The organism is Pseudoalteromonas sp. CuT4-3 (genome assembly GCF_035666335.1).
GTDB classification, from domain to species: Bacteria; Pseudomonadota; Gammaproteobacteria; order Enterobacterales; family Alteromonadaceae; genus Pseudoalteromonas; species Pseudoalteromonas atlantica.
This window is the reverse complement of the sequence record NZ_CP142030.1, coordinates 2804261-2827493: the sequence shown is the minus strand read 5'-3', so window position 1 is coordinate 2827493 and position 23233 is coordinate 2804261. Positions and strand designations below refer to the sequence as shown.

Here is a 23233-nt window from a genome sequence, read left to right as displayed (position 1 = left end):
GGGGCGCTGGTCGGAATTTTTTACTTAAATGTGTGTTATTTTTGCAACAGGCGGTACGTACTATTAGTAGTTAATAGAGTTATCAATAGCTTAGTGTGTTGCTAAATGGCAACAGGTGGATATATTGGGTTAAATATAGAAGTTGATTCAGCGAGAGTATAAGGTAAGTAACTAAAATAGGGCGCTTAAAATAATAAAAGGAAATGATAATGCCTGTAACGTTGGCTAAAAAGTATCGTGCAATGCTTAATTGGCGGCCTAACTTAATAGGTCAGTTTATAATTAGTATGTTGCTGTCGTTACTGCCGCTTAGTTTAGTGGTTATTGTTTTTTTAAATGCGTTAAACAAACAGCTCGCTGTTACCCAGCTTATCGTTAGTAATAATTACCAAGTTACTAAGTCGTTTAATTTTTTAAAGCAAGAGCTTAATAGCCTAGAGCGGGCAACGCGACAAAACTGGGTGTTAAAAAGCGAGTCGCTCGACACGTTAATAAACGAAAAATGGCAATCCTCCTTACAAACAATCGACACGCTCAGCCAAGCCAGTGCCACACAGCAATACACTATGCAGTGGCGTCGCTTAGCAACAACATTGCGTAGTACTCATCAAGCTTTAATTGAAAATAACCAACAAGATGCTGCATTGTTTGTGCCTATTAGCGATTTAGTGGCTGAGCTTACTGTGTGGTTGCGCGATACGAATGCAGCACAAATACAAAACAACCAAAGCGAATTAAGTACTTTACAAAGCTCGTTTATTAACTGGTTAGTGGCACTTATTCCGCTTACTTTACTAGTGGGTGGAGGCTTTTTATGGCGCATAAGTAAGCGCTTAAAAGGGCTTACGTCGGTAATAGATAAACTAGGACAAGGCCACTGGCAGCAAAAAATTGCAGTGCAAGGCTCAAGTGAGCTGGTGGAATTAGGCGAAAAACTACAGTGGGTGCAAGAGCAGCTACATATGCTTGAGCAACAAAAAGATACCTTTTTACGCCATGTAACCCACGAGCTTAAAACGCCGTTGGCTTCAATGGTCGAGGGCACCGATTTACTTAGCGATGAAATAGTCGGCCCCATTACAAAAGAGCAGCAAGCTGTGCTTGAGCTTATTAGCCAATCTATGGTGCGTTTGCGCACTATGATTGACAGTCTACTTAGTTATAACGCTATCAGAACCAGTAAAGACAGCGTAAGCGAAGTCGAATTTGATAATTTAATAAATAAAATAAACAGCCATTTTGAGCACCGCTTAACGGCTAAGCAGCAACGCTTAAATTGGCACAACAGCATAACAAAACAGCCACTTGCATTACCCGCAGAGCTGATAGAAATGACCCTCATTCAGCTCATTTCTAATGCGTTAAAATTTTCAAATACAGGGCAAAGTGTTGATGTAACCTTAGCTCTTGAGCAAAAGCTATTAATAATGCAAGTGCGCGACGAAGGCTGTGGTATTAAAGAGCAAGAAAAAACCCAGATATTCAGCGCATTTTACCAAGGCAAGCATAATAAAGATGTTACGCTGCAAGGCAGTGGCTTAGGTTTAACCATAGTAAAAGAGTCGGTTGAGCAGTTACAAGGCCAGCTTAGTGTTGAGCATAACCAGCCCCAAGGCTGCTTATTTACAATAAAAATACCTTTAATTAATCAAGGAGTTTAATAGCATGCGTACGCGTTTAATAGCTATTTTATGTGTGCTCAGTAGTGCGGTTGTTTTAGCTGGGTGTGAAACAAATAACACACAAACAGCAGCAGTGTCGCAGGAGGTTGAGCCTGCAAAAAATGCGGTGCCAAATCCTAAAAAGCGCCCTAAAAGTGACCCCGTTTACCCCAGCGCAGAACGTGTTGTTGCATGGCATGCTAATCAATGTGGCGGTTTTAAAGTAAAGCCAAGCCTACATACTTATTTAGGTGAAAAAGAGCTAAAACGTTTTTTTAAATTCATGTGTGTTAACACCTCAAGTGCACCAGAGGAGGTAATGACACGATTACAAAAACTCGATTTAGCCTACTTTTGGCCTGAGCCAATAAAACAATATTTATGGCTTCAAAAGCAGCATGTTACTCGGCAAATAAATGCCCTAAAAGAGCAGCAGGCGTTAAATGACAAAATGCAGCAAACGTTATCGTCTTTAGCCACCATAGAGCAGCAGCTGTTACTACGCGAAGACACTAAGGAGCAGTAATTATGGCAACACACACACCACAAGGTGCAAAAGTATTACTCGTTGATGACGATGCAAGTTTACTTAAATTACTCGCGCTAAGAATCGAGTCTAAAGGGTATGAAGTAACAACCTGTGAAAGCGGCATACTTGCATTACAAATTCTTAAAAACCAAGTGTTTGATGCAGTTATAACAGACCTGCGTATGGACGAAATGGACGGCATGGCCTTACATCGCCAATTACAAAGCCGCTACCCAGCACTGCCGGTTATAATGATGACAGCGCATGGCTCTATACCCGATGCGGTGGAGGCGACAAAACAAGGTATTTTTGCGTTTATCACAAAACCGGTAGATAAAGACGAGCTGTTTGACAGCCTAGCCAAAGCTATTGAAATACATGGCGTAAACGCAGAAGAATCGCCCCAAAAAAGCAATATAGTAACGCGCAGTGGCGCTATGTTGCACCTCCTTGAGCAAGTAAAGTTACTGGGGCCAACCCAAGTAAATGTGCTTATTTCTGGCGCCAGCGGCACCGGTAAGGAGCTGCTGGCTCAGGCGATTCATCAACACAGCCATGTAAGCGAAGGGCCATTTGTGGCCATTAACTGTGGCGCAGTGCCTGGGGAGCTTTTAGAGTCAGAATTATTTGGCCATAAAAAAGGCGCATTTACAGGGGCGGTGAAAGATCACCAAGGTTTATTTCAGCAAGCTCAAGGCGGCACCTTATTTTTAGATGAAATTGGCGATATGCCGCTTAATTTACAAGTTAAGTTACTGCGTGTACTACAAGAAAAAACCATACGCCCGGTGGGCTTTCAAGAAGAAATTCCTATTGATGTGCGTATTGTATCGGCCACTCACAAAAATTTACCCGATGCGATTAGCAATCAACAATTTAGGGAAGATTTATACTACCGCCTAAATGTTGTTAATTTAAAATTACCGCCGCTGTGTGAGCGCCGAGAAGACATAAGTCTGCTCGCTCAGCACTTTAGCGCAAGTATTGCTAAACGTATGAACCAAAAAGAAAAGCGCTTTGCAAACGATGCCATGCATGCGCTGGTACGTTACGACTGGCCTGGGAATATTCGCCAGTTACAAAATGTTGTAGAGCAAGTGGTCGCATTGAGCGCCAGCGAGGTAATTTCTGCGCACTTAGTGTTAAACGCACTTAACTCAAACCAAGCCAGTGCAGAGCCGCTTTCTCTAAATGATGCCAAAAAAGAGTTTGAGCGCGATTATGTAATAAACACCCTCAAAATGGCCGGCGGTAACGTAGCCGAAGGCGCAAAGCTTGCCAAACGTAATCGTTCGGATTTTTATAAGTTAATAAAAAAACACAATATTGATGTCGATAATTTAGTGTAATTTAAGAGTAAGGTTATTAAATGCAGTTATTTATGGTGTATCTGGGCGGGCGAATTCAAGGCTGCCACATAGAAATGCACGATATTCGCTTTGTCGTAGGGCAAAGCATTGAGCAAACCTACTCAAAGCTAAAAAGCCAATGGGTGGGCGATAAAAACAATGTGCATATGGACAGCTACATGGCAATTAACCATATCGACGGTTATAAAGTAGAAGTTGTTGATACCTACGTTGAGCAAAATAAGCAGCTGTATTTTGTTAATTTAGGCGCTTACAGAAGTGACTCTATGGCTGAGCAACACGACTTTGCATTGTATGTTGCCAGTAGTGCTGCAGAGGCCAAGGAGCGCGCTAAAAGCGATTTGCTTGCAGGCCTTAGCCATATTCATAAAGATGATTTACATGATGTAGATGACTGCTTTGCTGTAGACCTGCTCGACAGCCAACTAAATATTAAGCTTACGCCAAGTGGGCATGCTCAACCAATAAAACCAGATTGGTTTGGGTATTATATTCTTTAACAGTAAAATTAAGAGTCTTGCTCGCTTTGCTCATTGGCTTCGCTTTTAGCTGCCATTTTAAATGCCACAATAACTAGGCCAAACATCGCAAAGGGCAGCGCTGCCAACATGTATTCAACCATGTTGCTATCTTGAAAGTTAGCCTGTAGTAAAAAGTGACCCGCCACGCACATTACAATAACCACAAGTAATATAGGCAGTAGCATAAGTTCTTTTTTTGATGAATGATTTTTCATTGAGTATAAGGCTATGGCTTAAAATAAAGCGCTATTGTAATGAGCTTATTTAAGCTTGGCAAACTATGGTGATTTTAATGGTATGATCGACATCAAATAACCACCCAGTGTGATTAGGATAAACAGTGAAACACAACCTTAAGCAAGTTTACCTTGTTGGTGGCGCGGTACGCGACCAGCTACTTAATATAGCATCAAAAGATAACGACTATGTTGTTATAGGCGAAACACCCCAAACTATGGAGTCGCTTGGTTTTGTGCCTATAGGAAGTGATTTTCCGGTTTATTTACACCCAAAAACAAAAGAAGAATACGCCTTGGGTCGCACCGAGCGAAAAAGCGGTAAAGGCTATACCGGCTTTGTGGTAGATGCCAGCCCTAATGTCACCCTTGAAGAAGATTTAGCACGGCGCGATTTAACCATAAACTCAATGGCACTTGATGAAAGCGGCACCGTTATTGACCCTTTCAATGGCCAAAGCGATTTACACAATAAAATACTGCGCCACACCACAGAAGCCTTTGTAGAAGACCCGGTAAGGGTATTACGCATAGCGCGTTTTTTAGCACGCTACGGAAGCGAATGGCGTATTCACCCAAGTACTTATGCATTAATGCGCGAGCTTAAAAACAAAGGTGAGCTTAATCATTTAGTGCCCGAGCGCGTATGGCTCGAAACCGAAAAAGCGCTGGGTGAAAAACACCCTGAACTGTATTTTCAAGCATTACATGGCTTAGGTATTTTCCCTGAAATAGAGAGTATGCAAGGGGTGCCGCAACCTGCAAACCACCATCCTGAAGGCGATGTGTTTGTTCATACTATGTTGGTACTTAGGCGCGCTGCCGATTTAAATTTTAATTTAGAAACACGGTTTGCGGCATTAACCCATGATTTTGGTAAGGCCCCGAGCTTTAAAAAACGCGGTAATTTGCGCGGCCACGAACGCGAAGGGGTAGCCGTAGTCGAAAAGTTTTGTGAGCGTTTAAAAGTGCCTAATCGTTTTCGCGATATTGGCGTACTCACCAGCGATAATCACACCTTATGCCATACGCTTGAGCAATTAAGGCCACAAACGATTCATAAATTAATCGTCACTAATTTAAATGCTTTAGTGCACCCAGAGCGATTTATTGCGTTTACCCAAGCATGCCAATGTGATGCGCAAGGGCGCGGAGAAACACTCGTAAATAAGCCCTATCCGCAAGGGGCTAAACTGCGTGCAATTTTTAATGAATTACAAAAAATGGATAAAAAGCAGGTAGTACAAACTGCACTTAAAAATGGCAAAAAAGGCCCAGAAATAGGCGAAGAGGTAAAACTGGCAGAAATAAACTGCATCAAAGCATTTTTACAAAACGAGCAAGCAACGCAATAGGCAATACCCTAGCTGAGGTATTCTGACACGCCTTCGTTTTTAACTTGTTCTGGCTGTCGTAAGTTTTTATATGTAGAGGTGGCAGGCTCTGAAGGCAAGCTAGGTGCTTGCTCTTGGGGCCTGTATAGATCAAAAATAAATTCGATCTCTTCACGCTCAAGTGGGTTGTTCATGATCTATTCTCCTTAATTAGCGTTCAGGGTATGGCCGTTTGACTGAATTAAAAGTGAATAGTTACATTTTAAGTTGTAGTAAATTGTAATCGATGTGCAAAAAATAAGGGCGACTCAGTAGGGCGCCACTTTATGCACAGCTTAGCTTTGTAAAGGCAGGGTTACTTTAAACACCACGCCATTACCGCGCTCGTTGTTTTGCGCAGTGACACTGCCTTTGTGGTAATCACACACCAGCCTTACAATATAAAGCCCTAAACCTAAGTGCGGTTGCTGCTGCATTTGCTGGCTACGCACCGACACCATAGAATCAAAAATATGCTCAGTTAGCCCTTCAGGCAGGGCAGGGCCTGTATTACTCACTGCTAATATTGCTTTATTTTCGCTCTGCTTAAGACCTACATTAATAGCTGTATTTGCTTCACTAAATTCCAGCGCATTATTAATAAGCTTATCAAGTAGCTGAGCTATAAATTCGGGAGCACCTTGCATAGGTAAAGGGCTTTGGCATACATCAAGCTCAAATAACTGCTCAGGGTAAGTGAGCTGGTAGCCTTGCATACAGCCATTAATTACTTTTTGTAAATCAAACGGCTCGCTCTCGTTGCTTTGAATGCTTTGTTCAAGGCGCGTGGCTTCGCTCATGGTGGTTATTATTTTACCTAAGCGCTCAACCCCTTCACTCGCTCGCTCTAGGTATTTTTGGCTAAGCTCATTTTGCTCCAAGCTTTGTAGGTTTTCTAAAGAAGAGCGAACCACAGCCACCGGTGTACGTAGCTCATGAGATAACCGCGATGACATATTTTCTAAATAATTAGTGTACCCGCCTAAGCGGCCAACAATATTGGCAAAACTTCGTGAAAGGTCGCCTATTTCATCGTTTGAGTCGCTGTAATTAATACTGCCGGTAATGCGCCCTTGGGCATCAATAGCTTGCTCTGCGGTGTCGCGCAGTCGCCTAATACGGCTCGAAATACGCGAGGCAAAAAAGAACAACGTAACGGTACCAATTAGCATCACCGCTAAAATAACGTTAAAAAGCTTTTCCAGCGATTTATTACGCAGGGTGCGAACACCGTTAGTGGTTTCCTCGGCGATTACTGCGCCAATCACTTTATCTTCTATCCAAATAGGGTAAGCCGCCGATAAAATAACGGCTTTACTGTCGGGCGTTAACCGCCAAGACGACGCTGGTTGCCCCTTCAGTGCCTTAGCTAAATGCGTGCCCTGCATTGAGGCAACATCGTGCAGGGTATCTAAAAATTCGTTCTCTGGGCGAGTTAAAATTTTATAATAAAGCGGGTGCAAATACGTTTGCTCAAAGCGTTGCCAGGCATTTTTAGGCGGCTGGTTTTTAAGACCGTCGGCCCATACGCCATCGGCATTTTGAATTGTGCCCGACTGCGCTAATACGCGATGATGATTATCAACCACCCAAATACGGCTACCACTGTGACCCATACCTTTTAAAATTCGGTTAATTTCTGGTGAGGGCACCAATACCGAGCCTAAATCGCTTGGGTTATTTAAATTAGAGGTCGACATTGTTTTAAAATCGAGCGGCGCTTTTTTTGTGTCAATATCGATCACGGCAAAGCCTAGCTTGTTACCAAGCATATTTATAGGAAAGCGCAGCTCTACGTTATATCCCGATTCAGTGCGTATAAAATAGCCCTGAATTTTTGTAAACGGTGTTTTGGTATTAGCATCAAACGCATTTACCCAGCCATCTTGGCGTGGGGCAATAATGTACGTATTAAAATCTCCGGCTGGGCTTTTTAGGCCAATTATTAAATGGTCGTTATTAGTAATGCTTAAACTATTTTTAGCACGATATACAAGGTGATCGTCAGTTACTTTAAACACGGCATATAAATAGTTATCAAATTTTCCAACCATATGATCAAACGATAAATCCTCAGCTTTATGTTCCTTGTCTGCTTTTTGTAAATAGCGTTTATCGTAATGCCAAAAGAGTGGTTGATAGCTTTGCCAGTCGCTCAGTTTGCCATCGAGTTGAATGGCGTTTTTAAGATTGTACGCATATAAGTCGCGCCCTTTTACTACCTGGTCTAAAAAATTGGTTTGCTCATCAAAAAGTGCTGGGCGCTCATGCAGGGCGGTGGCGAGCGCCCGTGTGGTGCCTACGAGGGTTTTTTCTTGGCCTTGGCGTAAAAACTTTTCCATTTCCCACACGTACTCGTAGCCAAGCCAAGGCAGTAAAAACAAAAAACACGACAGTAATATAAATTTACTGCGCAGGCCAAATCGTAACATTAGCGTTGTTCCCACCTGTAGCCCATGCCGTACACCGTATCTATGCAGTCAAAGTTGTTATCAAGGGCGATAAACTTTTTACGAATGCGTTTTACATGCGAAGTGATAGTGCTGTCGTCTACGTAAATTTTTGCATCGCTCATTAAATCGTTACGGCTTTTTACATGGCCTGGGCGCTGCGCAAGTGAGTGCAACATCCAAAATTCGGTCACGGTTAAATCAACCAATTGCTGCTGCCAAAATACTTGCATGCGCTGGGTGTCGAGCGTTAACTGGCCGCGTGTAATTAATGCATTGGCATCGGCGGGTTGCTCAAGCGCTTCCATGCGTCTAAATAGCGCGCCTATTCTGGCAGCCAAGTGGGCTAAGCTAATATCTTTTGTTAGGTAGTCATCGGCGCCCATACGCAGGCCACACACGGTATCTATTTCGCTATCGCGGGCGGTTAAAAAAATAATAGGCAGTGTTTTAGAAAGCGTACGCAAGGTTTGGCAAAGTAAAAAACCGCCGTCTATTTCGTGGCCTAAACCAATATCAACAATGGCTAAATCGGGTAGGGCGTCTTTAAATGCAATCTCTGCGCTGACACGGTTAGCAAAACCACTTACCTGGTAACCTTGGGCGCTAAGCATTTCAATATAGTTTTCGCGGATGGCGGTTTCATCTTCAATGATGGCTATTTTTTTCATTCTACTCACCCTTATTTATTTTAAAACGCACTATATCGAAGTTTTTCAGTTATGTACGCTCAAAAAGGCAATTGCCATTTTTTTGCCACAATTGCTCAGCGGTTTGCCATTTTTGCTCCCCTTTGTTGCCACTTGCAGCTGTTTTAATACAACCATCAAAACAAAACATCACAAATTAAAACAAGTTTAAGGATTACATTATGAAGAAGACATTAATCGCATTAACGCTAGTAGCCACAGTGTGTACACCTGCATTTGCCGCAGCCGCTAACACCCCTTCTAAAGAAGCACATAAAGAAACTGCCATCGGCTTAGGTACTGGCGCCATTATTGGTGGTGTCGTTGGTGGGCCAATTGGTGCTTTTATTGGCGCATTTGCCGGGGGCTTAATTGGTGATTCAAAAGTAGCTGATGACAAAATTGCCCAGCAGCAGAGAGCAATAACAGTGATGCAGCAAAAAACCAGTGACTACCAACAGGTACTTAATCAAAACAATAGGCTAGAGCAGCAGTTAGATGTACTAACTAATCAAAATGAGCAGTTAACACAATCGCAAATAAATAACTTACTTGCCATGACAGTACAATTTAAAACCGGCTCAAGTGCTATTGCCCCGCACTTTGCTACGCAGTTAGACCAGCTTGTGGTGCTGTTAAAAAATCAGCCGCAACTAGCATTAGATTTAAGTGGCTTTGCCGATCAGCGCGGTGATGAGCAAGCGAATCTTTTATTGTCTAAAAAACGTGTAAACGCAGTGCAAAGTTACCTTATAAAGCACGGTATTAACCATACACGTTTAAGTGCGCACGCTTTTGGCGAGCAACAAACATTAGCGCGCAGCAATACCGTAGAAGATAACTTTTTTGATAGACGCGTAACACTTAGCACTCGCTCAATAAACCCAGTAAATGGCCAAACGGCAAGTAACTAAAGCCACTTTTATTTGAGTAAAGTTAAGCGTTCGATGGAGTGATTTTATGTTGAGTAACCCAACCAAAATGCTTACTAAAGTAAGCATTTTTATTTTCTTAGTGGCTGTGCTTCTGGTTAGTTTTAATAGCCGTGCACAGTCGCCCAAGCTTGAACTTTTTGACAGCAGCGGCGCATCTGTCGCGCCGGCAATTATATTAAAAAGCGATGCTAGCATGACCCTAACCGGGCTGATAAATCACGTGGTTGTTAAGCAAACTTATCAAAACGATAATCCGTTTGCGGTAAATGCGCGTTATGTGTTTCCGCTACCTGATGAAAGCGCCGTGCATGCGATGACGATGCGCATAGGTGAGCGAGTCATAAAAGGCCAAATAGATAAAAAAGTAGAGGCCGAAAAAAAGTATCAGGCAGCTAAAAATGCTGGCAAGCAAGCCGCACTTGTACGCCAGCAGCGCGCTAATATGTTTATTACTAACGTGGCAAATATAGGCCCTGGCGAGCAAATTGTGATAGAGCTTGAATACCAAGAGATCATTGATTACAGCAATGGCACATTTGCTATTCGCTTCCCAAGTACCATTACGCCGCGCTATCACACAATAAGCGCAAATATTGAAGCTGAGCAAACTAGCCTAACCCATGCTCCTCAGGGGTGGTTAAGCCCTGTGTATAGCAAAACGCAGCACAGCGAAGCGCCAAGCAGCCAATTTAGTTTAAATATTGATATAGATGTAGGCTTAGAGCTTGTAGATATAACGTCTAAATTTCATCGTGTTGAAGTAAAAACCCCGGCCTTTGGGCAATATACGGTTGCTTTAAATGAGCAAACGGGGGCTAATCGCGACCTTGTACTTGAGTTTAAACCGCTGCAAAAAGAAAGCGCACAAGCAGCATTTTTTACCCAGCAGTTTGAAAACGGCGACCGGTACGGGCTTGCTATGCTAATGCCGCCAGCAGATCACTTTACACAAACGCAGCGCCTACCTCGCGAAATGGTGTTTGTTGTAGATACCTCAGGCTCTATGCACGGGCAATCTATGGAGCAAGCTAAAAAGGCCCTGTTTTATGCGCTGTCTTTGCTTGATAGCGACGACAGTTTTAACATTATTGGCTTTGATAACGTGGTTACCCCCATGAGCGATAAACCCCTTATTGCTAGTGACTTTAACTTACGCCGCGCTGAGCGCTTTATTTATAGCCTAGAGGCCGACGGTGGTACCGAAATACAAGGTGCACTTGATGCGGTACTTGATGGCAGCAGTTTTGAAGACTTTGTACGCCAAGTGGTGTTTTTAACGGATGGCAGTGTAAGTAACGAAGATGCCTTATTTAAAAATATTCAGCGTAAATTGGGTGATAGCCGTTTATTTACTGTAGGCATTGGCAGTGCCCCCAATAGCTTTTTTATGCGTCGCGCAGCTGATATAGGTAAAGGGTCATTTACGTTTATTGGCAGCACAAATGAGGTACAGCCTAAAATGCAGCAGTTATTTGATAAGCTTGCTCATCCTGCGATCACTAATTTAGCACTGCGCGATGAAAGCAATCACAGTTTAGATTTTTGGCCATCTCCCTTGCCCGATTTATATTTTGGCGAGCCAATAATGGTGGCTATAAAACTAAATGATACAAATCAAATTACGCTTAGTGGGCAAACCGCTCAAGGCCCTTTAAATATAAAACTAAGCGCACAAAATAGCGCTAACGCAAAAGGGATTGATAAGCTGTGGGCGCGCCAAAAAATTAAATCGTTGCTTTTGTATAATGACCGTCAGTCAGTTAAAAATGAGGTGCAAGGGCTTGCGCTCACACATCAACTACTGAGCCCGTTTACTGCTTTTATAGCTATTGAGCATACTCAAATTAACGAGCCTGCAAAGCAAACGGCACTGGCTAAGAACGCAGCGCCACAAGGACTGGCTATGCGTTTACCACAAACCGATGGGCAAAGCCGACTGTACATATTGCTGGGCTGTATTTTATTACTTGGTTATGGCGCGTTTAAAATAAACCGAGGGCTTAAATGAATAAGTGGCTAAGTGCGGGCTTATTAATCGCCGGGCTGGGGCTGTTTTCTCATGGTGCTTATATGCAAGCCAAGGCATGGCTTGCCCAAGTATTAATAGAGCAGGCCTGGCAAGAGGCGCTTATTACGCCACACGCTCGCGTTAAACCGTGGTTTTACGCCGACAGCTTTGTAACCGCGCAGCTTAACTGGCCTGTGCATAATAAAGTGCTTAGCGTTTTAGCTGGGGCAAGTGGTCGTAATTTAGCATTTGCACCAAGCCACTTTTTGCCAGGGGCAAAGCTTGGAGATAAACATGGCGGTGCGTTAATAGCGGGTCACAACGATACCCACTTTGCATTTTTAAAACACACCAAAGTGGGTGAAACGTTTACGCTGCAGCTGCAAAGCGGCGTAATACAGCATTATAAAGTGAAGGGGATTGAGGTTATTCATCAATCCCAGCAGGCGTTTTTACAAACCCCAGGCCTTTATTTATTAACCTGTTACCCTTTTGACTCGCTGGCATCAGGTACTGATTTAAGATGGCTTGTATCGGCTGAGTTGATAGGGTCATCGCCAGCGTCATTAAGCGGTATATCTACTACCAGCTCTTGATGTCGTTGGCTTATCATCACCCCTGCAAAAACAACAAATATACTCACCCATTGCCAAAAATCGAGTACTTCACCCAAAATAATGGCCGATAAAATAAGCGTAAAAATAGGGATTAAATTTGAATAAGCTGCAGCCGTTAATACCGACACTTTGCCAATTGCATAGTTATACATACCATAGCCACCTAAGGTGACAAACGAGCCTAAATACAAAATGCTCATAAGGGCGGTTAGGTCATGCTGGTTTTCGCTTGGTAAGTCGATAAAAAATAAAAACGGTGCAAAAAACACACTGCCGCTTATGCCTTGTAAAGCAATTAGCGTTAACGGCGAGTAGCGATTGGCCAAGTGCTTAATGCTAATGGTGTAAAACGCCGCGCATACCATGGCCATAAGCTCTAAAAAGTTACCCAATAATGGATTAGGGGCCTGATCGGTATTTGGTGAAAGCAACGTAAGTAAAATACTGCCGCCAATACACAGGGTAAACCCAATCACAATGGCTTTACTTATATACTCTTTAAGCATAAAAAACGCCATCAATGCCACAATAATAGGCAAACACGAAACAATAACCCCCGCCTGAGAGGCCGAGGTGTATTCCATTGCGTGGCCTTCAAATAAAAAGTACAAGCATGGCTCTGCGAGCGACATACCTAATAAGTACTTCCAATCGCCTTTTAAATACTCAAACCTAATTACATAACGCCATAAACAAAGCGATAAAACTAAGGTGGTTAGCATGCGTAAAAATATAACTAGTGCAGGGTCGTAAACGGCAATAGCATATTTAAGTGCAATAAAGGAGCTACCCCATAAAAAGGTGGCAATAATTAGGCATAAACTGGCTGGCATAAATGAAATTTTATCAAATTAAATTAACGCCGATCCTAGCATGAATAATTTTAACTTGTTCAAAAATACCGAGCTGGTATAAGTTTATTTATCTTTCATTTTAATAGTAAATAATAATGCGTAGGGAACAGGTAATTGTTGTTAAGCTTGGTACAAGTGTACTAACCGGCGGCACCGATAAGTTAGATAAAGCCCATATGGTTGAGCTGGTTCGCCAATGTAGCGAACTTAAAAAGCAAGGCCACCAAGTTATATTAGTATCAAGTGGCGCGGTTGCTGCGGGTCGCGAACAACTTATTAAACCCTGTGGCCGCGGCCTAATAGATAAACAAATGTTGGCAGCCGTAGGGCAAGGTCAGCTTATACATATTTGGCAAAGCTTATTTGCCTTGTATGGCATAAACGTAGGGCAAATGCTGCTTACCCGTGCAGACGTAGATGACCGTGAACGCTATTTAAATGCGCGCGATACCTTAAATGCGTTATTAAGCCACGATGTTGTGCCTATTATTAATGAAAACGACGCGGTAGCAACCGCTGAAATAAAAGTAGGCGATAACGATAATTTATCGGCGCTGGTGGCTATTTTAGCTAATGCCAACAAGCTATTACTGCTTACTGATCAAGAAGGTTTATTTACCAGCGATCCGCGCACAAATACCGACGCAAAACTGATTGACGAAGTCACTCATATAAACGATGAGTTACGCCAACTGGCTGGTGGTAGCGGTACAAGTTTAGGCACCGGCGGTATGGCCACAAAACTACAAGCCGCCGACGTAGCAAGGCGCGCAGGGGTAGAGGTTATTATTGCAAAAGGCGCTGGCAACAACGTTATTTTAAAATGCATGAGTGAGCAATTACCCGGTACGCGGTTTTTAAAACTTACTGCGCCAAAAGATGGCCGTAAAAAATGGCTAATGGCAGGGCCTAAAAGTACCGGCCAAATTATGATTGATAAAGGGGCTATTTCGGCGCTACAAAACAAAGGGGCAAGCCTGCTGGCAAAAGGCATAACCAATGCGTTTGGCCGTTTTGAGCGTGGCGACTTAATAGATTTAATAGACGCCAACAACCAAGTTATTGCACGAGGGTTAACACGTTTTAACCAGGTTGAAGTAAATAAAATTAAAGGTGCTCATTCAGAGCAAATAGGCGAACTACTCGACTTTGATAGTGGCGCTGTGGTGCTACACAGAGACGACTTAGTTTTGTTTTAGCTATTTTAAATAGCGCGTATTGGTTATTAGTATTGCGGCCGTATATTCGGTATTTAAGCAAGGCAGGACCTATGTTGTGTTTAGTATAACTGGTTGTACAAAAACATAAATACAAAGCATAAATGCAAAGCATAGGCTGTTTGAGGCTCTGCTGTATTTAAGTTATTAAATAACAGCGCAGTAGTTATTGAGCTCACTAAGTTACTAAGCTCGCGCTACGATTTAATAGCGCTTAGCTAAAACAAACTTTAATCCACATAGCTCAATGCGACCTAATTCAAAAGTATTGGTTAATTAATTAGCAAAGTTGATGGTTTTGTCTAAACTGATTGAAGTTAAAACAGTTTAGGCAAACTAATGAAGGCAAACAATTGCGGGCACGAATGGATAATCAGTCTAACTCAGCAAGAAGAAGAAAGTGATTTAGATGCATCATTAGCGCAGATTATTGGCGACCTACTCGAAGTTGAAAATTTTGCTATTTATATTAATAAGCACTTTAGTGCGCAATTACCGCCTACGCTAATAAACACCCACACCCGCCTTGAAGTATTAGAGTCTAACGAAGCCTTAGCGCTGCTTAATAAAGTAACCCAAAACAAAATAAGAGTAAGCCGTGCCTTAGGTGTAGTAACTACGTATGTGCCAGTGTATTACTTTGGTAAAGTAATTGGCATATTACTAATAGAAACCACAAAAGAGTTAGCGCAAACCACCACAATGCTCGCCGTGCATATTTTAAATATTTATGCCAACCAGCTAGGGCTATTACATAAATCGCGGTTAGACCCTTTAACCGAGCTTTTAAATAGACAAACCTTTGATAAAAAAGTGATCGAAATTGTCTCAGGCAAAGGCTTTTTATTACCCCGTGATGATACCAACGAAAAGCGACGATGGTATTTAGCCATTGCAGATATCGATCACTTTAAACGCGTAAACGACAGCTACGGCCATGTAATAGGCGATGAAGTTATTTTACTTGTGGCGCGGTTGTTAAAAAATAACTTTAGGCTAGAAGACTACGTATTTAGGTATGGTGGCGAAGAGTTTGCAGTGTTATTTCAAACCAAAACCGAGGCACAAGCACATATAGCACTTAACCGTTTACGCTCAAATATTGCTGAGTATCCTTTTCCGCAAGTTGGGCAGCTTACAATAAGTATTGGCTTTTTAGAGCTGGCAAGTATTGATACTGTATCTAGTATCGTAAACCAAGCCGATATGGCGCTGTATCATTCTAAAAATAGCGGCCGTAATAAAGTGACTGCTTATAGCGAGCTTGAGGTAAATGAAGAAGTGACCACCGATAATAGTATTGAGCTTTTTTGATTGTAAATTTGTGCTAAAATCTGGCTCCTTAAATTGTTGTAGGCAGGCACAAAACATGAAATTCGTTCGTTGGTTTTTAGGTTGTATAATTTTATTCTTTAATTTTGTATTTACTCCTCGCAGTAAAAAGCGTGCAAGCGATGTGCAAGCGCAGCTTGATCAGCAAACCTCACAATTTAAACTTTATCAATTTAAAGCATGCCCGTTTTGCGTAAAAGTACGCCGTGCAATTAAGCGCGAAGGCTTAAAAATAGAAACGCGTGATGCAAAAAATAATCAACAATTTCGTCAAGAGCTGTTAGAGCAAGGCGGCAAAATTAAAGTGCCATGCCTTCGTATAGAAAAAAATGGCCAAGTAGAGTGGCTATACGAATCTAACGATATTATTGCTTACTTAAACAAAGTAGCGGCTTAAACGACCCCCTTAATTTTTATCTCACTTATTAAAAGAGACATTATCATGACAATCCGTACTCGTGTTGCCCCATCTCCAACAGGTGACCCGCATCTTGGCACCGCTTATATTGCTTTATTTAACTACTGTTTTGCTAAACAACAAGGCGGCGAGTTTGTGCTTCGTATTGAAGATACAGACCAAGTTCGTAGCACGCCAGAGTCAGAACAAGCGATTATGGATAGCTTACGTTGGTTAGGTCTTGAGTGGGATCATGGCCCTGACGTAGGTGGTGAATTTGGCCCTTACCGTCAATCAGAGCGCAGCGATTTATACAAAAAATACGCACACCAATTAGTTGAGCAAGGTAAAGCATTTTACTGTTTTGCAACCAGCGAAGAGCTTGACCAAATGCGTGAAGAGCAAATGGCAGAAGGTCTGCGCCCTAAATACGACGGCCGTGGCTTAAACCACACCGAAGATGAAATTAAAGCAAACCTAGCCGCAGGCAAGCCTTACGTTATTCGTATGAAAATACCAAGCGAAGGCACTTTTAAATTTAACGACTACCTACGCGACGAAATTGAGATCCCGTGGGAAAACGTAGACATGCAAGTGCTATTAAAAGCCGATGGTTTCCCTACGTACTTTTTAGCAAACGTAGTGGATGACCACCACATGCAAATAAGCCATATTTTCCGTGGCGAAGAGTGGATTAACTCAGCACCTAAACTATTAAAACTTTACGAAGATTTAGGTTGGGAAGCACCCGTACTAGGGCATTTACCACTACTGCGTAACCCTGATAAATCAAAGCTTTCTAAGCGTAAAAACCCAACTTCTATTAATTACTATAAAGAAATGGGTTACCTACCAGAGGCCGTGCTTAACTACTTAGGCCGTATGGGTTGGTCAATGCCAGATGAGCGTGAAAAATTCACTCTTAACGAGATGATTGAACACTTCGACATGAAGCGTGTATCACTTGGTGGCCCAGTATTTGATGTTGATAAGCTTAGCTGGTTAAACGGCATGTGGATCCGCGAAAACCTAACAGACGAAGAGCTTGTGCAGCGCTTTGTTGATTGGAAGTTTAATGGCGAAATGCTAGCTAAAGTATTACCAGAAGCTAAAACGCGCATTAATACGCTTTCGGACATGGTTGATTTAGCAGGGCATTTTGTAGGCGGCATTCCAACTTACGACCCAGCACTGTTAACGGCGGGCAAAGCTGACGAAAATGTAATACGCCAAGCGCTACAGTTTTTTGTATGGCAGCTTGAAGGTTTACGTAGTTTTGATAAGCCAGCTATTTTTGCTATTGCAAAAGAAGTTGCTACATTCCACGAGCTTAAAATTAAAGACTTTTTAGAGCCAATATTTGTAGCAATCACAGGTAAAACATCATCTACCTCTGTGCTTGATGCAATGGAAATTTTGGGCTCAGACTTATCACGTGCGCGTTTACGTGTAGCGCTTGCTCATTTAGGCATTTCTAAAAAGCAGGCTAAAAATATTGAGCGTGCGTACCGCACATACCCAAGTGCATAATCTTTAGTCATACTTTATAAAAAGCCGAGCTTATTAATTAAGCTCGGCTTTTTTGTTTCAGGCCGTTTGGCTATATGTCATCGCGTTTTGATATTGTTTAGCGCAAGCCGTGGCACTTTAGCAAATGCTACAATGCTGCATGTAAATTAAAAGGAGGCAGCATGATTGCACCTGTAAAAAACAAAGCTTTATTTAGCAGTAATGCCTTTTCAATAAACCTAGTTACTTACCCTACACATCACAGTGTGATGAACCATATAGATCCAGTACAGCAAGGGCGCTACTACAAACTTAATTTTGTACTAGTAAAACCTAAAGCTGGTGGGGTTTTTAAATGCTCAAAATGCATTATTAATTGGTTTAACCGGGTGTATTTATTTAGACCCGACAAATACGAGCATAGCGTATCTAAAATTGAGTCGGGAAAGCGCGTACTACTTAGCTTCTCGCTTAATATATAATTTATTAATAGTCGTAGGCCTGTCCGCTGCATAAAACAGACAGGTCACAATACGATACAGAGATTTCGCTACAAGAATTTATAGTAAAGGCGTTACCGCCTCTGCGCATTGCATCTGCTTTAAGTAAATCTATAGCATTTGATTTTAAGCGATTGTAGCTTATATTATTGTCGCCTCTACCGTCGCCATTGCAGCTTTCGCCTTCAATTCGGCCTAAAAGTGTGGCGCCACTTTCGTGTGCTTCTTGGTCGCTATAAAACTGTTGTAAATCTCGTTTTTTAACGTACGTACCAATTTCCTCAGATAAAACATCGTTATCTATATCGGTATGAAAAGTCACGCTAGAACATCCAGCCAAAGTAGTGAGTACGCTTATTACTGCAAAAACACGTAACATAATAATTAGTCCCTTATTTAGTTTGGTACCTAAATTACTAACTAAAACAGGTGTGCGCAACATTTACTCTTAAGTTAATTGTATGAATTTGTAAGTGATTCGACCTCTCTTTAAATTTTTTCTGGTAGTATGGGCAGGTTATAAGCAGTTTAAGCAGTGAACAATCTATGTTAAGTCCTTACTTTCAGCAGCATGCTGATTATGTTTCTATCTCTCGTGAGCAAGGGTGTCGTTTCGCAAAGTGCGTTGCCGATGATTACAACCCACTTCATGACAAAGATGCCAAAAAGTTTTGCGCGCCAGGAGACTTACTTTTTTCTTTAGTGTTAGACCGCTACGGTATAAGTGAGCGAATGGAATTTACCTTTGCCGGTATGGTTGATGAAAACACCAAACTTAATTTCCCAGAAGGGGATGACGAGTTTGATGTAACCAACGGCGACAAAGTAATTTTAAAGGTAAAACGCGAAGGTAAAACCAGCAAATGCCCAACACTTACAAACAGCTTAATAAAAAACTATGTTGAGTTTTCTGGTGCTGCATTTCCGCACGTAATTATTCCGCTAATGGGTAAGCAAAATGTAATGATTAACCCAGCGCGCCCTATGGTTATTTACGAGTCGATGATCATTAACCTTGATAACATCAATATTCAAGCGCCAACGCTTGAGTTTGCTGAGCCAAGTTTTGAGTACACGGGTAAGCGCGGCAAAATTACCTTGCGCTTTAATTTACTAGAAAACGGCGAAAAAGTGGGTTTTGGTGAAAAGCACATGGTGGTGTCGGGTATTCGTGAATACTGCCAAGCAACGGTCGATGACTTAATCGCGTTTTATAATGAGCGAAAAGCCACCTTAAAACCGGTTTAAAACGTTATTAAATTATAATACCTATCCGCAATAATACTTAATCATTTTTAGGGGCTAAAAGTGTTACTATCTGCGTTAAAAAATTCTCATTTAGAACAACTAAATAGCGAATTTTTTGCCTAGCTATCAACACGTTTATCTGTCCTCAAAATAGACCACTTAATTAAGCGGATTGGTATAAAAAGGGCGCTAAATACATTGTTATTTAGCGCCTTTTTTATTGGTGTAGGGAACACAACTAAGCTGAATACTTTTCTGAGCTGGTTAATTTACGCAGTACCGTAATATGCGTACAATAGCGCTCTTTGTTATTTTAAAGCTAAGCCTATGTCTGCCACATCGTTCTCATCTCTTAAACTCGATTCGTTATTACTAACCGCAATTGAGCAAAATAATTACACCACGCCTACCGCAATTCAGGTTAAAACTATTCCGCACATATTAGCGGGCAGCGATGTAATGGGCAGCGCGCAAACAGGCACAGGTAAAACAGCCGCCTTTGTATTACCACTACTACATAAGCTTTTAAATACACCAAAAAAAGATGAGCCAGGCATAGCTCGAGTGGTTATTTTAACGCCCACGCGTGAGCTTGCTCAGCAAGTGTTTGCAAGCTTTGAAAAATACGCCCAAGGCACAAATATTCAAGGCGCTTTAGCGTATGGCGGTGCAAGTATTGGCCCGCAAATTAAAGCGCTTAAAACGGCGCAAGTGATAGTCGCAACGCCTGGGCGTTTACTTGATCATATTGTTAAAGGCAGTGTGGTGCTTTCAAGTGTTGATTCGTTAGTATTTGATGAAGCCGACCGTATGCTGGATATGGGCTTTATTGATGAAATAAAACGTATTTTGCGCCACATTCCGGGCGATCGCCAAACCTTATTGTTCTCAGCCACATTCGATGACAGCGTGTTTGAGCTGAGTAAAAAACTACTTAAAAACCCCGAGCTGATTGAAGTTGATAAACGTAACTCAGCCGCCGTTGAAGTAGAGCAAGTTATTTACGCAGTTGATGAAGAGCGAAAGCGTGAGCTTGTATCGCACATGATTGGCATGAAAAACTGGCGCCAAGTACTTATATTTACACGTACCAAACAAATGGCCGATAAACTTGCCAAAGAAATGTGTAAAGACGGCTTAAAAACTGAGTCTATCCATGGCGATAAATCTCAAGGTGCACGCGACCGTGCATTACAAAACTTTAAAGAAGGCACAACGCGGGTTTTAGTTGCCACCGATGTAGCTGCCCGCGGTTTAGATATTCCAGCGCTTAAATACGTAATAAACTTTGAGCTACCTTACATAGCAGAAGATTACGTACACCGAATTGGCCGTACGGGGCGCGCTGGCGAGCAAGGCCTTGCCATGTCGCTGGTAAGTATTGACGAGCAATGGTTATTGGAAGAAATTGAAGTGCTACTGGACACCCGTTTAGCACCACAATGGCTAGAAGGTTACGAGCCTGATTTAAACAAGCCCCCTAAAGATAACCGTAAAAACACCAACAAAGCGCGTAAAGATCGCGATAAAAAGCGCATTACCGGGCAAAGAGCACCAAGTAAACGCCGCAGAAAGTAGCCTTAAACATATTTATTTGGCTATACTAAGGCCACTAAATAGCTGAGGTATAGTTATGTTTGAAACAGATCAGTGGGCGTTTTCTGGTGTCGATGGCCAAATATCGTTACATAAATGGCAAAAAACCATTGATCTTATTACGGGGCTTTTTTCGGCCCCCTCTGGTTATATAGTTCAGGCTACTAGTAAAGGTTATCGTGTAGTTATTAGAGCTAATGAAGGTGGCTCACACTTTGAAACCAACCCTATACTCCCTCCCGAAACTCCCTTATTTTGTAAATATGTAGCCGAAAACAACAACACTTTGTATGTTAGCGATACCCGCAGCGATACGCAGTGGAATACCATGCCCGAGGTTATTGAAGATGGCGTTGAATCCTACCTAGGCTTGCCAATTCACTGGCCTGAAGGTGAAGTATTTGGCACCTTATGTTTAAAAGATTCAAAAAAAACCAGTTACACCGATGAATATTTTGAGCTAATAGAGCAGCTTCGTGATTTAATTGAAGACGATTTAGCGCTTATTTATAGCTTTGAGCAAATGCGCGAAATAGCCATGCTCGACCCGCTTACCAATATTTATAATCGCCGTGCACTTAGCTTACTTGCCCAACACAAACTTAATTTAGCGCTGCGTTTAGGTTTTGATGTGTGTTGCTTGTTTATTGATATAAACGACTTTAAAAAACTAAACGACACTTATGGCCATGAAATAGGCGATCAAGCGTTAATCCTCTTAGCAAATACCTTAAAAACACATTTAAGAGAGGCTGATATAGTAGGTCGTTTAGGCGGCGATGAATTTGTAGCAGTAATGCAAATTAGTGATAGAAGTAAGCTTAGCCATATTATTGATAAAATAAAAATTGAGTATACAAACGCACTATTAGAAAACAACGTATGCGCGCTGACACTCAGCATAGGCGAAAGTTTTACTAATAAACAAAAGCAACCTTTTGATACGTTATTAAATTTGGCCGATCACCAAATGTATAAAAATAAACAAGCGTACAAATTGGTTAAAAAAGCATAATAATAAAAGTAATACACTTAAACATAGCAACAAAAAAGCAAGCCATTAGGCTTGCTATAAACGGGGATAATTAGGCTTTAAGCGATTTGTTTTTCGGCTAGGTTTAATTCCATAATAGCTTTTAATAAACGGTATAAGTTTATTGATGCGTCAATTTCTTCTTTACGGTTTGTTAAGCTTTCAATATTTAAGCCCAGTGGCACATCTAGGTGCGCACAACTTTTGAGTATTAGGTCGAGATTTTCTCGGCAAATACGTACAGATTCACTTAAGGTATTGTCTGCATCAAGCATGCGCCATTTAGTGGCCTCTGGCACTGAGATACCCAACCATTGCATAAACTCTAAGGTTTTATCGCCACCGCACGGCGTAAACGTTAAAATAATCCGTTTTGGTGTAATACCCTGTGCTTTACAGGTACGCGCGTAACTTGTTATTAGCTCTATAGTTGCTTGCGCGTCGTAAACCGCTTGCGATATAAAAAACTGACAACCTTGTGCTGTTTTTTCTATAAGGCGCTCGTGTTCATTTCGCTTACTTGAATGTCGCTCAGCAATGGTAACGCCCCCTAAAAAGAAGTCATCACTTTGCTCTGCCAATGTTTTATAGGCATCGGGCAAGCTTAGTTTTATATCACCTACCGATGAGGGGCTACCCACTAAAACGACATTTTTTAAATCGTAGTCGTTTTTAGTTTCATCCAACCAGCCTTTAAACTCCTCTACACCACGTTGTGCCACACTTTTGTAAGTGATGACATCTGGAGCAGATAAATTACGTAGTAAGTGACTGTATTCACGTGGGTCTACAGTTTGTTTAAACGGAAATGGGCGTGCTTTATCTGTACGGCTACTTTCATCTTGAATGTCGTAAATTATCACGCCGTCGTATTCAATTTCGTGTAAGCGAGCAAGTAGTTTTTCTGCAATGATTTTTAGTTGCGTTTTATCAGTACCAATTTTAGGTGGAGTAGTACCAATAAGATAAACACCTTGATTGGTGTCTTCTATTTTTTCTTGTAGTGATAAAGCCATAATCCTCATTCCAGCTTAGTCCAATGTATGTAATTTAATATAGCAGCCATTTAGACGTCTAGATAGATTTATTTAGTGAAAGTTTTTCAATCAACTTGAGCTTTTTTCATACTTAAATGTTTTTAAAATAGGGAATTGACAC

General features: G+C 41.8%; 23 protein-coding genes. 16 read left to right on the top strand and 7 right to left on the bottom strand.

Annotated elements, in window-relative coordinates:
* Positions 1-209: 209 nt before the first annotated feature.
* Genes VOI46_RS13040 through VOI46_RS13025 form a run of 4 tightly spaced genes read left to right on the top strand, consistent with a single transcriptional unit; the run spans position 210 to position 4060 of the window.
* The gene (locus VOI46_RS13040) at positions 210-1661 is read left to right on the top strand and encodes a HAMP domain-containing sensor histidine kinase (RefSeq protein WP_004586104.1); all 1452 of its coding nucleotides are present in this window, start codon (positions 210-212) and stop codon (positions 1659-1661) included.
* Between the two features lie 4 nt (positions 1662-1665).
* Positions 1666-2187, top strand: a complete 522-nt coding sequence (locus VOI46_RS13035) for a hypothetical protein (protein ID WP_004586105.1) — start codon at positions 1666-1668, stop codon at positions 2185-2187.
* A 2-nt stretch (positions 2188-2189) separates the two neighbouring features.
* Positions 2190-3539 carry a sigma 54-interacting transcriptional regulator gene (locus VOI46_RS13030; protein WP_004586106.1) on the top strand — a complete coding sequence of 450 codons (1350 nt, stop codon included), beginning with the start codon at positions 2190-2192 and terminating at the stop codon, positions 3537-3539.
* Between the two features lie 20 nt (positions 3540-3559).
* A complete protein-coding gene (locus VOI46_RS13025; RefSeq protein ID WP_004586107.1) occupies positions 3560-4060 on the top strand; it encodes a DUF1543 domain-containing protein in 501 nt (166 codons plus the stop codon).
* An 8-nt stretch (positions 4061-4068) separates the two neighbouring features.
* Here VOI46_RS13025 and VOI46_RS13020 read toward each other — a convergent pair whose 3' ends face one another.
* Positions 4069-4296 carry a hypothetical protein gene (locus tag VOI46_RS13020; protein ID WP_004586108.1) on the bottom strand — a complete coding sequence of 76 codons (228 nt, stop codon included), beginning with the start codon at positions 4294-4296 and terminating at the stop codon, positions 4069-4071.
* A gap of 125 nt (positions 4297-4421) precedes the next feature.
* Here VOI46_RS13020 and VOI46_RS13015 point away from each other — a divergent pair, with 125 nt between their 5' ends.
* Positions 4422-5672: a multifunctional CCA addition/repair protein gene (locus tag VOI46_RS13015; RefSeq protein WP_004586109.1), complete on the top strand. Its 1251-nt coding sequence runs from the start codon at positions 4422-4424 to the stop codon at positions 5670-5672.
* Positions 5673-5680: 8 nt separating this feature from the next.
* On the opposite strand, the gene VOI46_RS13010 is transcribed toward VOI46_RS13015, so the two are convergent.
* From VOI46_RS13010 to pdsR, 3 genes are all read right to left on the bottom strand, one after another.
* On the bottom strand, positions 5681-5845 hold the full coding sequence (locus VOI46_RS13010; protein WP_024033174.1) for a hypothetical protein: 165 nt from the start codon (positions 5843-5845) through the stop codon (positions 5681-5683).
* 141 nt (positions 5846-5986) lie between these two features.
* The gene (gene pdsS / locus VOI46_RS13005; protein ID WP_004586110.1) at positions 5987-8122 is read right to left on the bottom strand and encodes a proteobacterial dedicated sortase system histidine kinase; all 2136 of its coding nucleotides are present in this window, start codon (positions 8120-8122) and stop codon (positions 5987-5989) included.
* Complete coding sequence (pdsR, locus tag VOI46_RS13000; RefSeq protein ID WP_004586111.1) at positions 8122-8811, bottom strand: proteobacterial dedicated sortase system response regulator; 690 nt, start codon at positions 8809-8811, stop codon at positions 8122-8124. Before pdsR ends, pdsS begins: the two co-directional genes overlap by 1 nt.
* Positions 8812-9011: 200 nt before the next feature.
* Here pdsR and pdsO point away from each other — a divergent pair, with 200 nt between their 5' ends.
* The 3 genes from pdsO to VOI46_RS12985 are packed head-to-tail and all read left to right on the top strand — an operon-like array spanning position 9012 to position 12368.
* Positions 9012-9743, top strand: coding sequence for a sortase-associated OmpA-like protein PdsO (pdsO, locus tag VOI46_RS12995; protein WP_004586112.1), 732 nt, complete (start codon positions 9012-9014; stop codon positions 9741-9743).
* Between the two features lie 46 nt (positions 9744-9789).
* Positions 9790-11772, top strand: a complete 1983-nt coding sequence (locus tag VOI46_RS12990) for a marine proteobacterial sortase target protein (RefSeq protein WP_004586113.1) — start codon at positions 9790-9792, stop codon at positions 11770-11772.
* Entirely contained in the window at positions 11769-12368 is a 600-nt protein-coding gene (locus VOI46_RS12985) for a class GN sortase (RefSeq protein WP_004586114.1), read from the top strand. The genes VOI46_RS12990 and VOI46_RS12985 overlap by 4 nt, the downstream gene beginning before the upstream one ends.
* On the opposite strand, the gene VOI46_RS12980 is transcribed toward VOI46_RS12985, so the two are convergent.
* Positions 12257-13222, bottom strand: coding sequence for a DMT family transporter (locus tag VOI46_RS12980; protein WP_004586115.1), 966 nt, complete (start codon positions 13220-13222; stop codon positions 12257-12259). The genes VOI46_RS12985 and VOI46_RS12980 overlap by 112 nt on opposite strands.
* 116 nt (positions 13223-13338) lie before the next feature.
* Here VOI46_RS12980 and proB point away from each other — a divergent pair, with 116 nt between their 5' ends.
* The 5 genes from proB (at position 13339) to VOI46_RS12955 (ending at position 18180) form a co-directional block, all read left to right on the top strand.
* Entirely contained in the window at positions 13339-14442 is a 1104-nt protein-coding gene (proB, locus tag VOI46_RS12975) for a glutamate 5-kinase (protein ID WP_004586116.1), read from the top strand.
* Positions 14443-14799: 357 nt separating this feature from the next.
* On the top strand, positions 14800-15774 hold the full coding sequence (locus VOI46_RS12970; RefSeq protein WP_004586117.1) for a GGDEF domain-containing protein: 975 nt from the start codon (positions 14800-14802) through the stop codon (positions 15772-15774).
* A gap of 55 nt (positions 15775-15829) precedes the next feature.
* Positions 15830-16189: a glutaredoxin domain-containing protein gene (locus VOI46_RS12965; RefSeq protein WP_004586118.1), complete on the top strand. Its 360-nt coding sequence runs from the start codon at positions 15830-15832 to the stop codon at positions 16187-16189.
* A gap of 45 nt (positions 16190-16234) precedes the next feature.
* Positions 16235-17719, top strand: a complete 1485-nt coding sequence (gene gltX, locus VOI46_RS12960; protein ID WP_004586119.1) for a glutamate--tRNA ligase — start codon at positions 16235-16237, stop codon at positions 17717-17719.
* A gap of 161 nt (positions 17720-17880) precedes the next feature.
* Positions 17881-18180: a hypothetical protein gene (locus VOI46_RS12955; RefSeq protein WP_004586120.1), complete on the top strand. Its 300-nt coding sequence runs from the start codon at positions 17881-17883 to the stop codon at positions 18178-18180.
* Positions 18181-18184: 4 nt separating this feature from the next.
* Here VOI46_RS12955 and VOI46_RS12950 read toward each other — a convergent pair whose 3' ends face one another.
* Complete coding sequence (locus VOI46_RS12950; RefSeq protein ID WP_029773896.1) at positions 18185-18577, bottom strand: hypothetical protein; 393 nt, start codon at positions 18575-18577, stop codon at positions 18185-18187.
* A gap of 167 nt (positions 18578-18744) precedes the next feature.
* Here VOI46_RS12950 and VOI46_RS12945 point away from each other — a divergent pair, with 167 nt between their 5' ends.
* From VOI46_RS12945 to VOI46_RS12935, 3 genes are all read left to right on the top strand, one after another.
* Positions 18745-19446 (top strand): DUF3581 domain-containing protein, encoded by a 702-nt coding sequence (locus VOI46_RS12945; RefSeq protein ID WP_004586122.1) that lies wholly within the window; start codon positions 18745-18747, stop codon positions 19444-19446.
* Between the two features lie 327 nt (positions 19447-19773).
* Positions 19774-21024, top strand: coding sequence for a DEAD/DEAH box helicase (locus VOI46_RS12940; protein ID WP_004586123.1), 1251 nt, complete (start codon positions 19774-19776; stop codon positions 21022-21024).
* 55 nt (positions 21025-21079) lie between these two features.
* Positions 21080-22057: a sensor domain-containing diguanylate cyclase gene (locus VOI46_RS12935; RefSeq protein ID WP_004586124.1), complete on the top strand. Its 978-nt coding sequence runs from the start codon at positions 21080-21082 to the stop codon at positions 22055-22057.
* A 77-nt stretch (positions 22058-22134) separates the two neighbouring features.
* On the opposite strand, the gene VOI46_RS12930 is transcribed toward VOI46_RS12935, so the two are convergent.
* On the bottom strand, positions 22135-23091 hold the full coding sequence (locus VOI46_RS12930; protein ID WP_004586125.1) for a methylenetetrahydrofolate reductase: 957 nt from the start codon (positions 23089-23091) through the stop codon (positions 22135-22137).
* Between the last annotated feature and the right edge of the window lie 142 nt (positions 23092-23233).

What these genes read in the sequence shown, in the direction of transcription:
- VOI46_RS13040 (WP_004586104.1), top strand. Translation starts at nt 210, where the DNA reads ATGCCTGTAACGTTGGCTAAAAAGTATCGTGCAATGCTTAATTGGCGG.
- VOI46_RS13035 (WP_004586105.1), top strand. Translation starts at nt 1,666, where the DNA reads ATGCGTACGCGTTTAATAGCTATTTTATGTGTGCTCAGTAGTGCGGTT.
- VOI46_RS13030 (WP_004586106.1), top strand. Translation starts at nt 2,190, where the DNA reads ATGGCAACACACACACCACAAGGTGCAAAAGTATTACTCGTTGATGAC.
- VOI46_RS13025 (WP_004586107.1), top strand. Translation starts at nt 3,560, where the DNA reads ATGCAGTTATTTATGGTGTATCTGGGCGGGCGAATTCAAGGCTGCCAC.
- VOI46_RS13020 (WP_004586108.1), bottom strand. Translation starts at nt 4,296, where the DNA reads ATGAAAAATCATTCATCAAAAAAAGAACTTATGCTACTGCCTATATTA.
- VOI46_RS13010 (WP_024033174.1), bottom strand. Translation starts at nt 5,845, where the DNA reads ATGAACAACCCACTTGAGCGTGAAGAGATCGAATTTATTTTTGATCTA.
- pdsS (WP_004586110.1), bottom strand. Translation starts at nt 8,122, where the DNA reads ATGTTACGATTTGGCCTGCGCAGTAAATTTATATTACTGTCGTGTTTT.
- pdsR (WP_004586111.1), bottom strand. Translation starts at nt 8,811, where the DNA reads ATGAAAAAAATAGCCATCATTGAAGATGAAACCGCCATCCGCGAAAAC.
- pdsO (WP_004586112.1), top strand. Translation starts at nt 9,012, where the DNA reads ATGAAGAAGACATTAATCGCATTAACGCTAGTAGCCACAGTGTGTACA.
- VOI46_RS12990 (WP_004586113.1), top strand. Translation starts at nt 9,790, where the DNA reads ATGTTGAGTAACCCAACCAAAATGCTTACTAAAGTAAGCATTTTTATT.
- VOI46_RS12985 (WP_004586114.1), top strand. Translation starts at nt 11,769, where the DNA reads ATGAATAAGTGGCTAAGTGCGGGCTTATTAATCGCCGGGCTGGGGCTG.
- VOI46_RS12980 (WP_004586115.1), bottom strand. Translation starts at nt 13,222, where the DNA reads ATGCCAGCCAGTTTATGCCTAATTATTGCCACCTTTTTATGGGGTAGC.
- proB (WP_004586116.1), top strand. Translation starts at nt 13,339, where the DNA reads ATGCGTAGGGAACAGGTAATTGTTGTTAAGCTTGGTACAAGTGTACTA.
- VOI46_RS12970 (WP_004586117.1), top strand. Translation starts at nt 14,800, where the DNA reads ATGAAGGCAAACAATTGCGGGCACGAATGGATAATCAGTCTAACTCAG.
- VOI46_RS12965 (WP_004586118.1), top strand. Translation starts at nt 15,830, where the DNA reads ATGAAATTCGTTCGTTGGTTTTTAGGTTGTATAATTTTATTCTTTAAT.
- gltX (WP_004586119.1), top strand. Translation starts at nt 16,235, where the DNA reads ATGACAATCCGTACTCGTGTTGCCCCATCTCCAACAGGTGACCCGCAT.
- VOI46_RS12955 (WP_004586120.1), top strand. Translation starts at nt 17,881, where the DNA reads ATGATTGCACCTGTAAAAAACAAAGCTTTATTTAGCAGTAATGCCTTT.
- VOI46_RS12950 (WP_029773896.1), bottom strand. Translation starts at nt 18,577, where the DNA reads ATGTTACGTGTTTTTGCAGTAATAAGCGTACTCACTACTTTGGCTGGA.
- VOI46_RS12945 (WP_004586122.1), top strand. Translation starts at nt 18,745, where the DNA reads ATGTTAAGTCCTTACTTTCAGCAGCATGCTGATTATGTTTCTATCTCT.
- VOI46_RS12940 (WP_004586123.1), top strand. Translation starts at nt 19,774, where the DNA reads ATGTCTGCCACATCGTTCTCATCTCTTAAACTCGATTCGTTATTACTA.
- VOI46_RS12935 (WP_004586124.1), top strand. Translation starts at nt 21,080, where the DNA reads ATGTTTGAAACAGATCAGTGGGCGTTTTCTGGTGTCGATGGCCAAATA.
- VOI46_RS12930 (WP_004586125.1), bottom strand. Translation starts at nt 23,091, where the DNA reads ATGGCTTTATCACTACAAGAAAAAATAGAAGACACCAATCAAGGTGTT.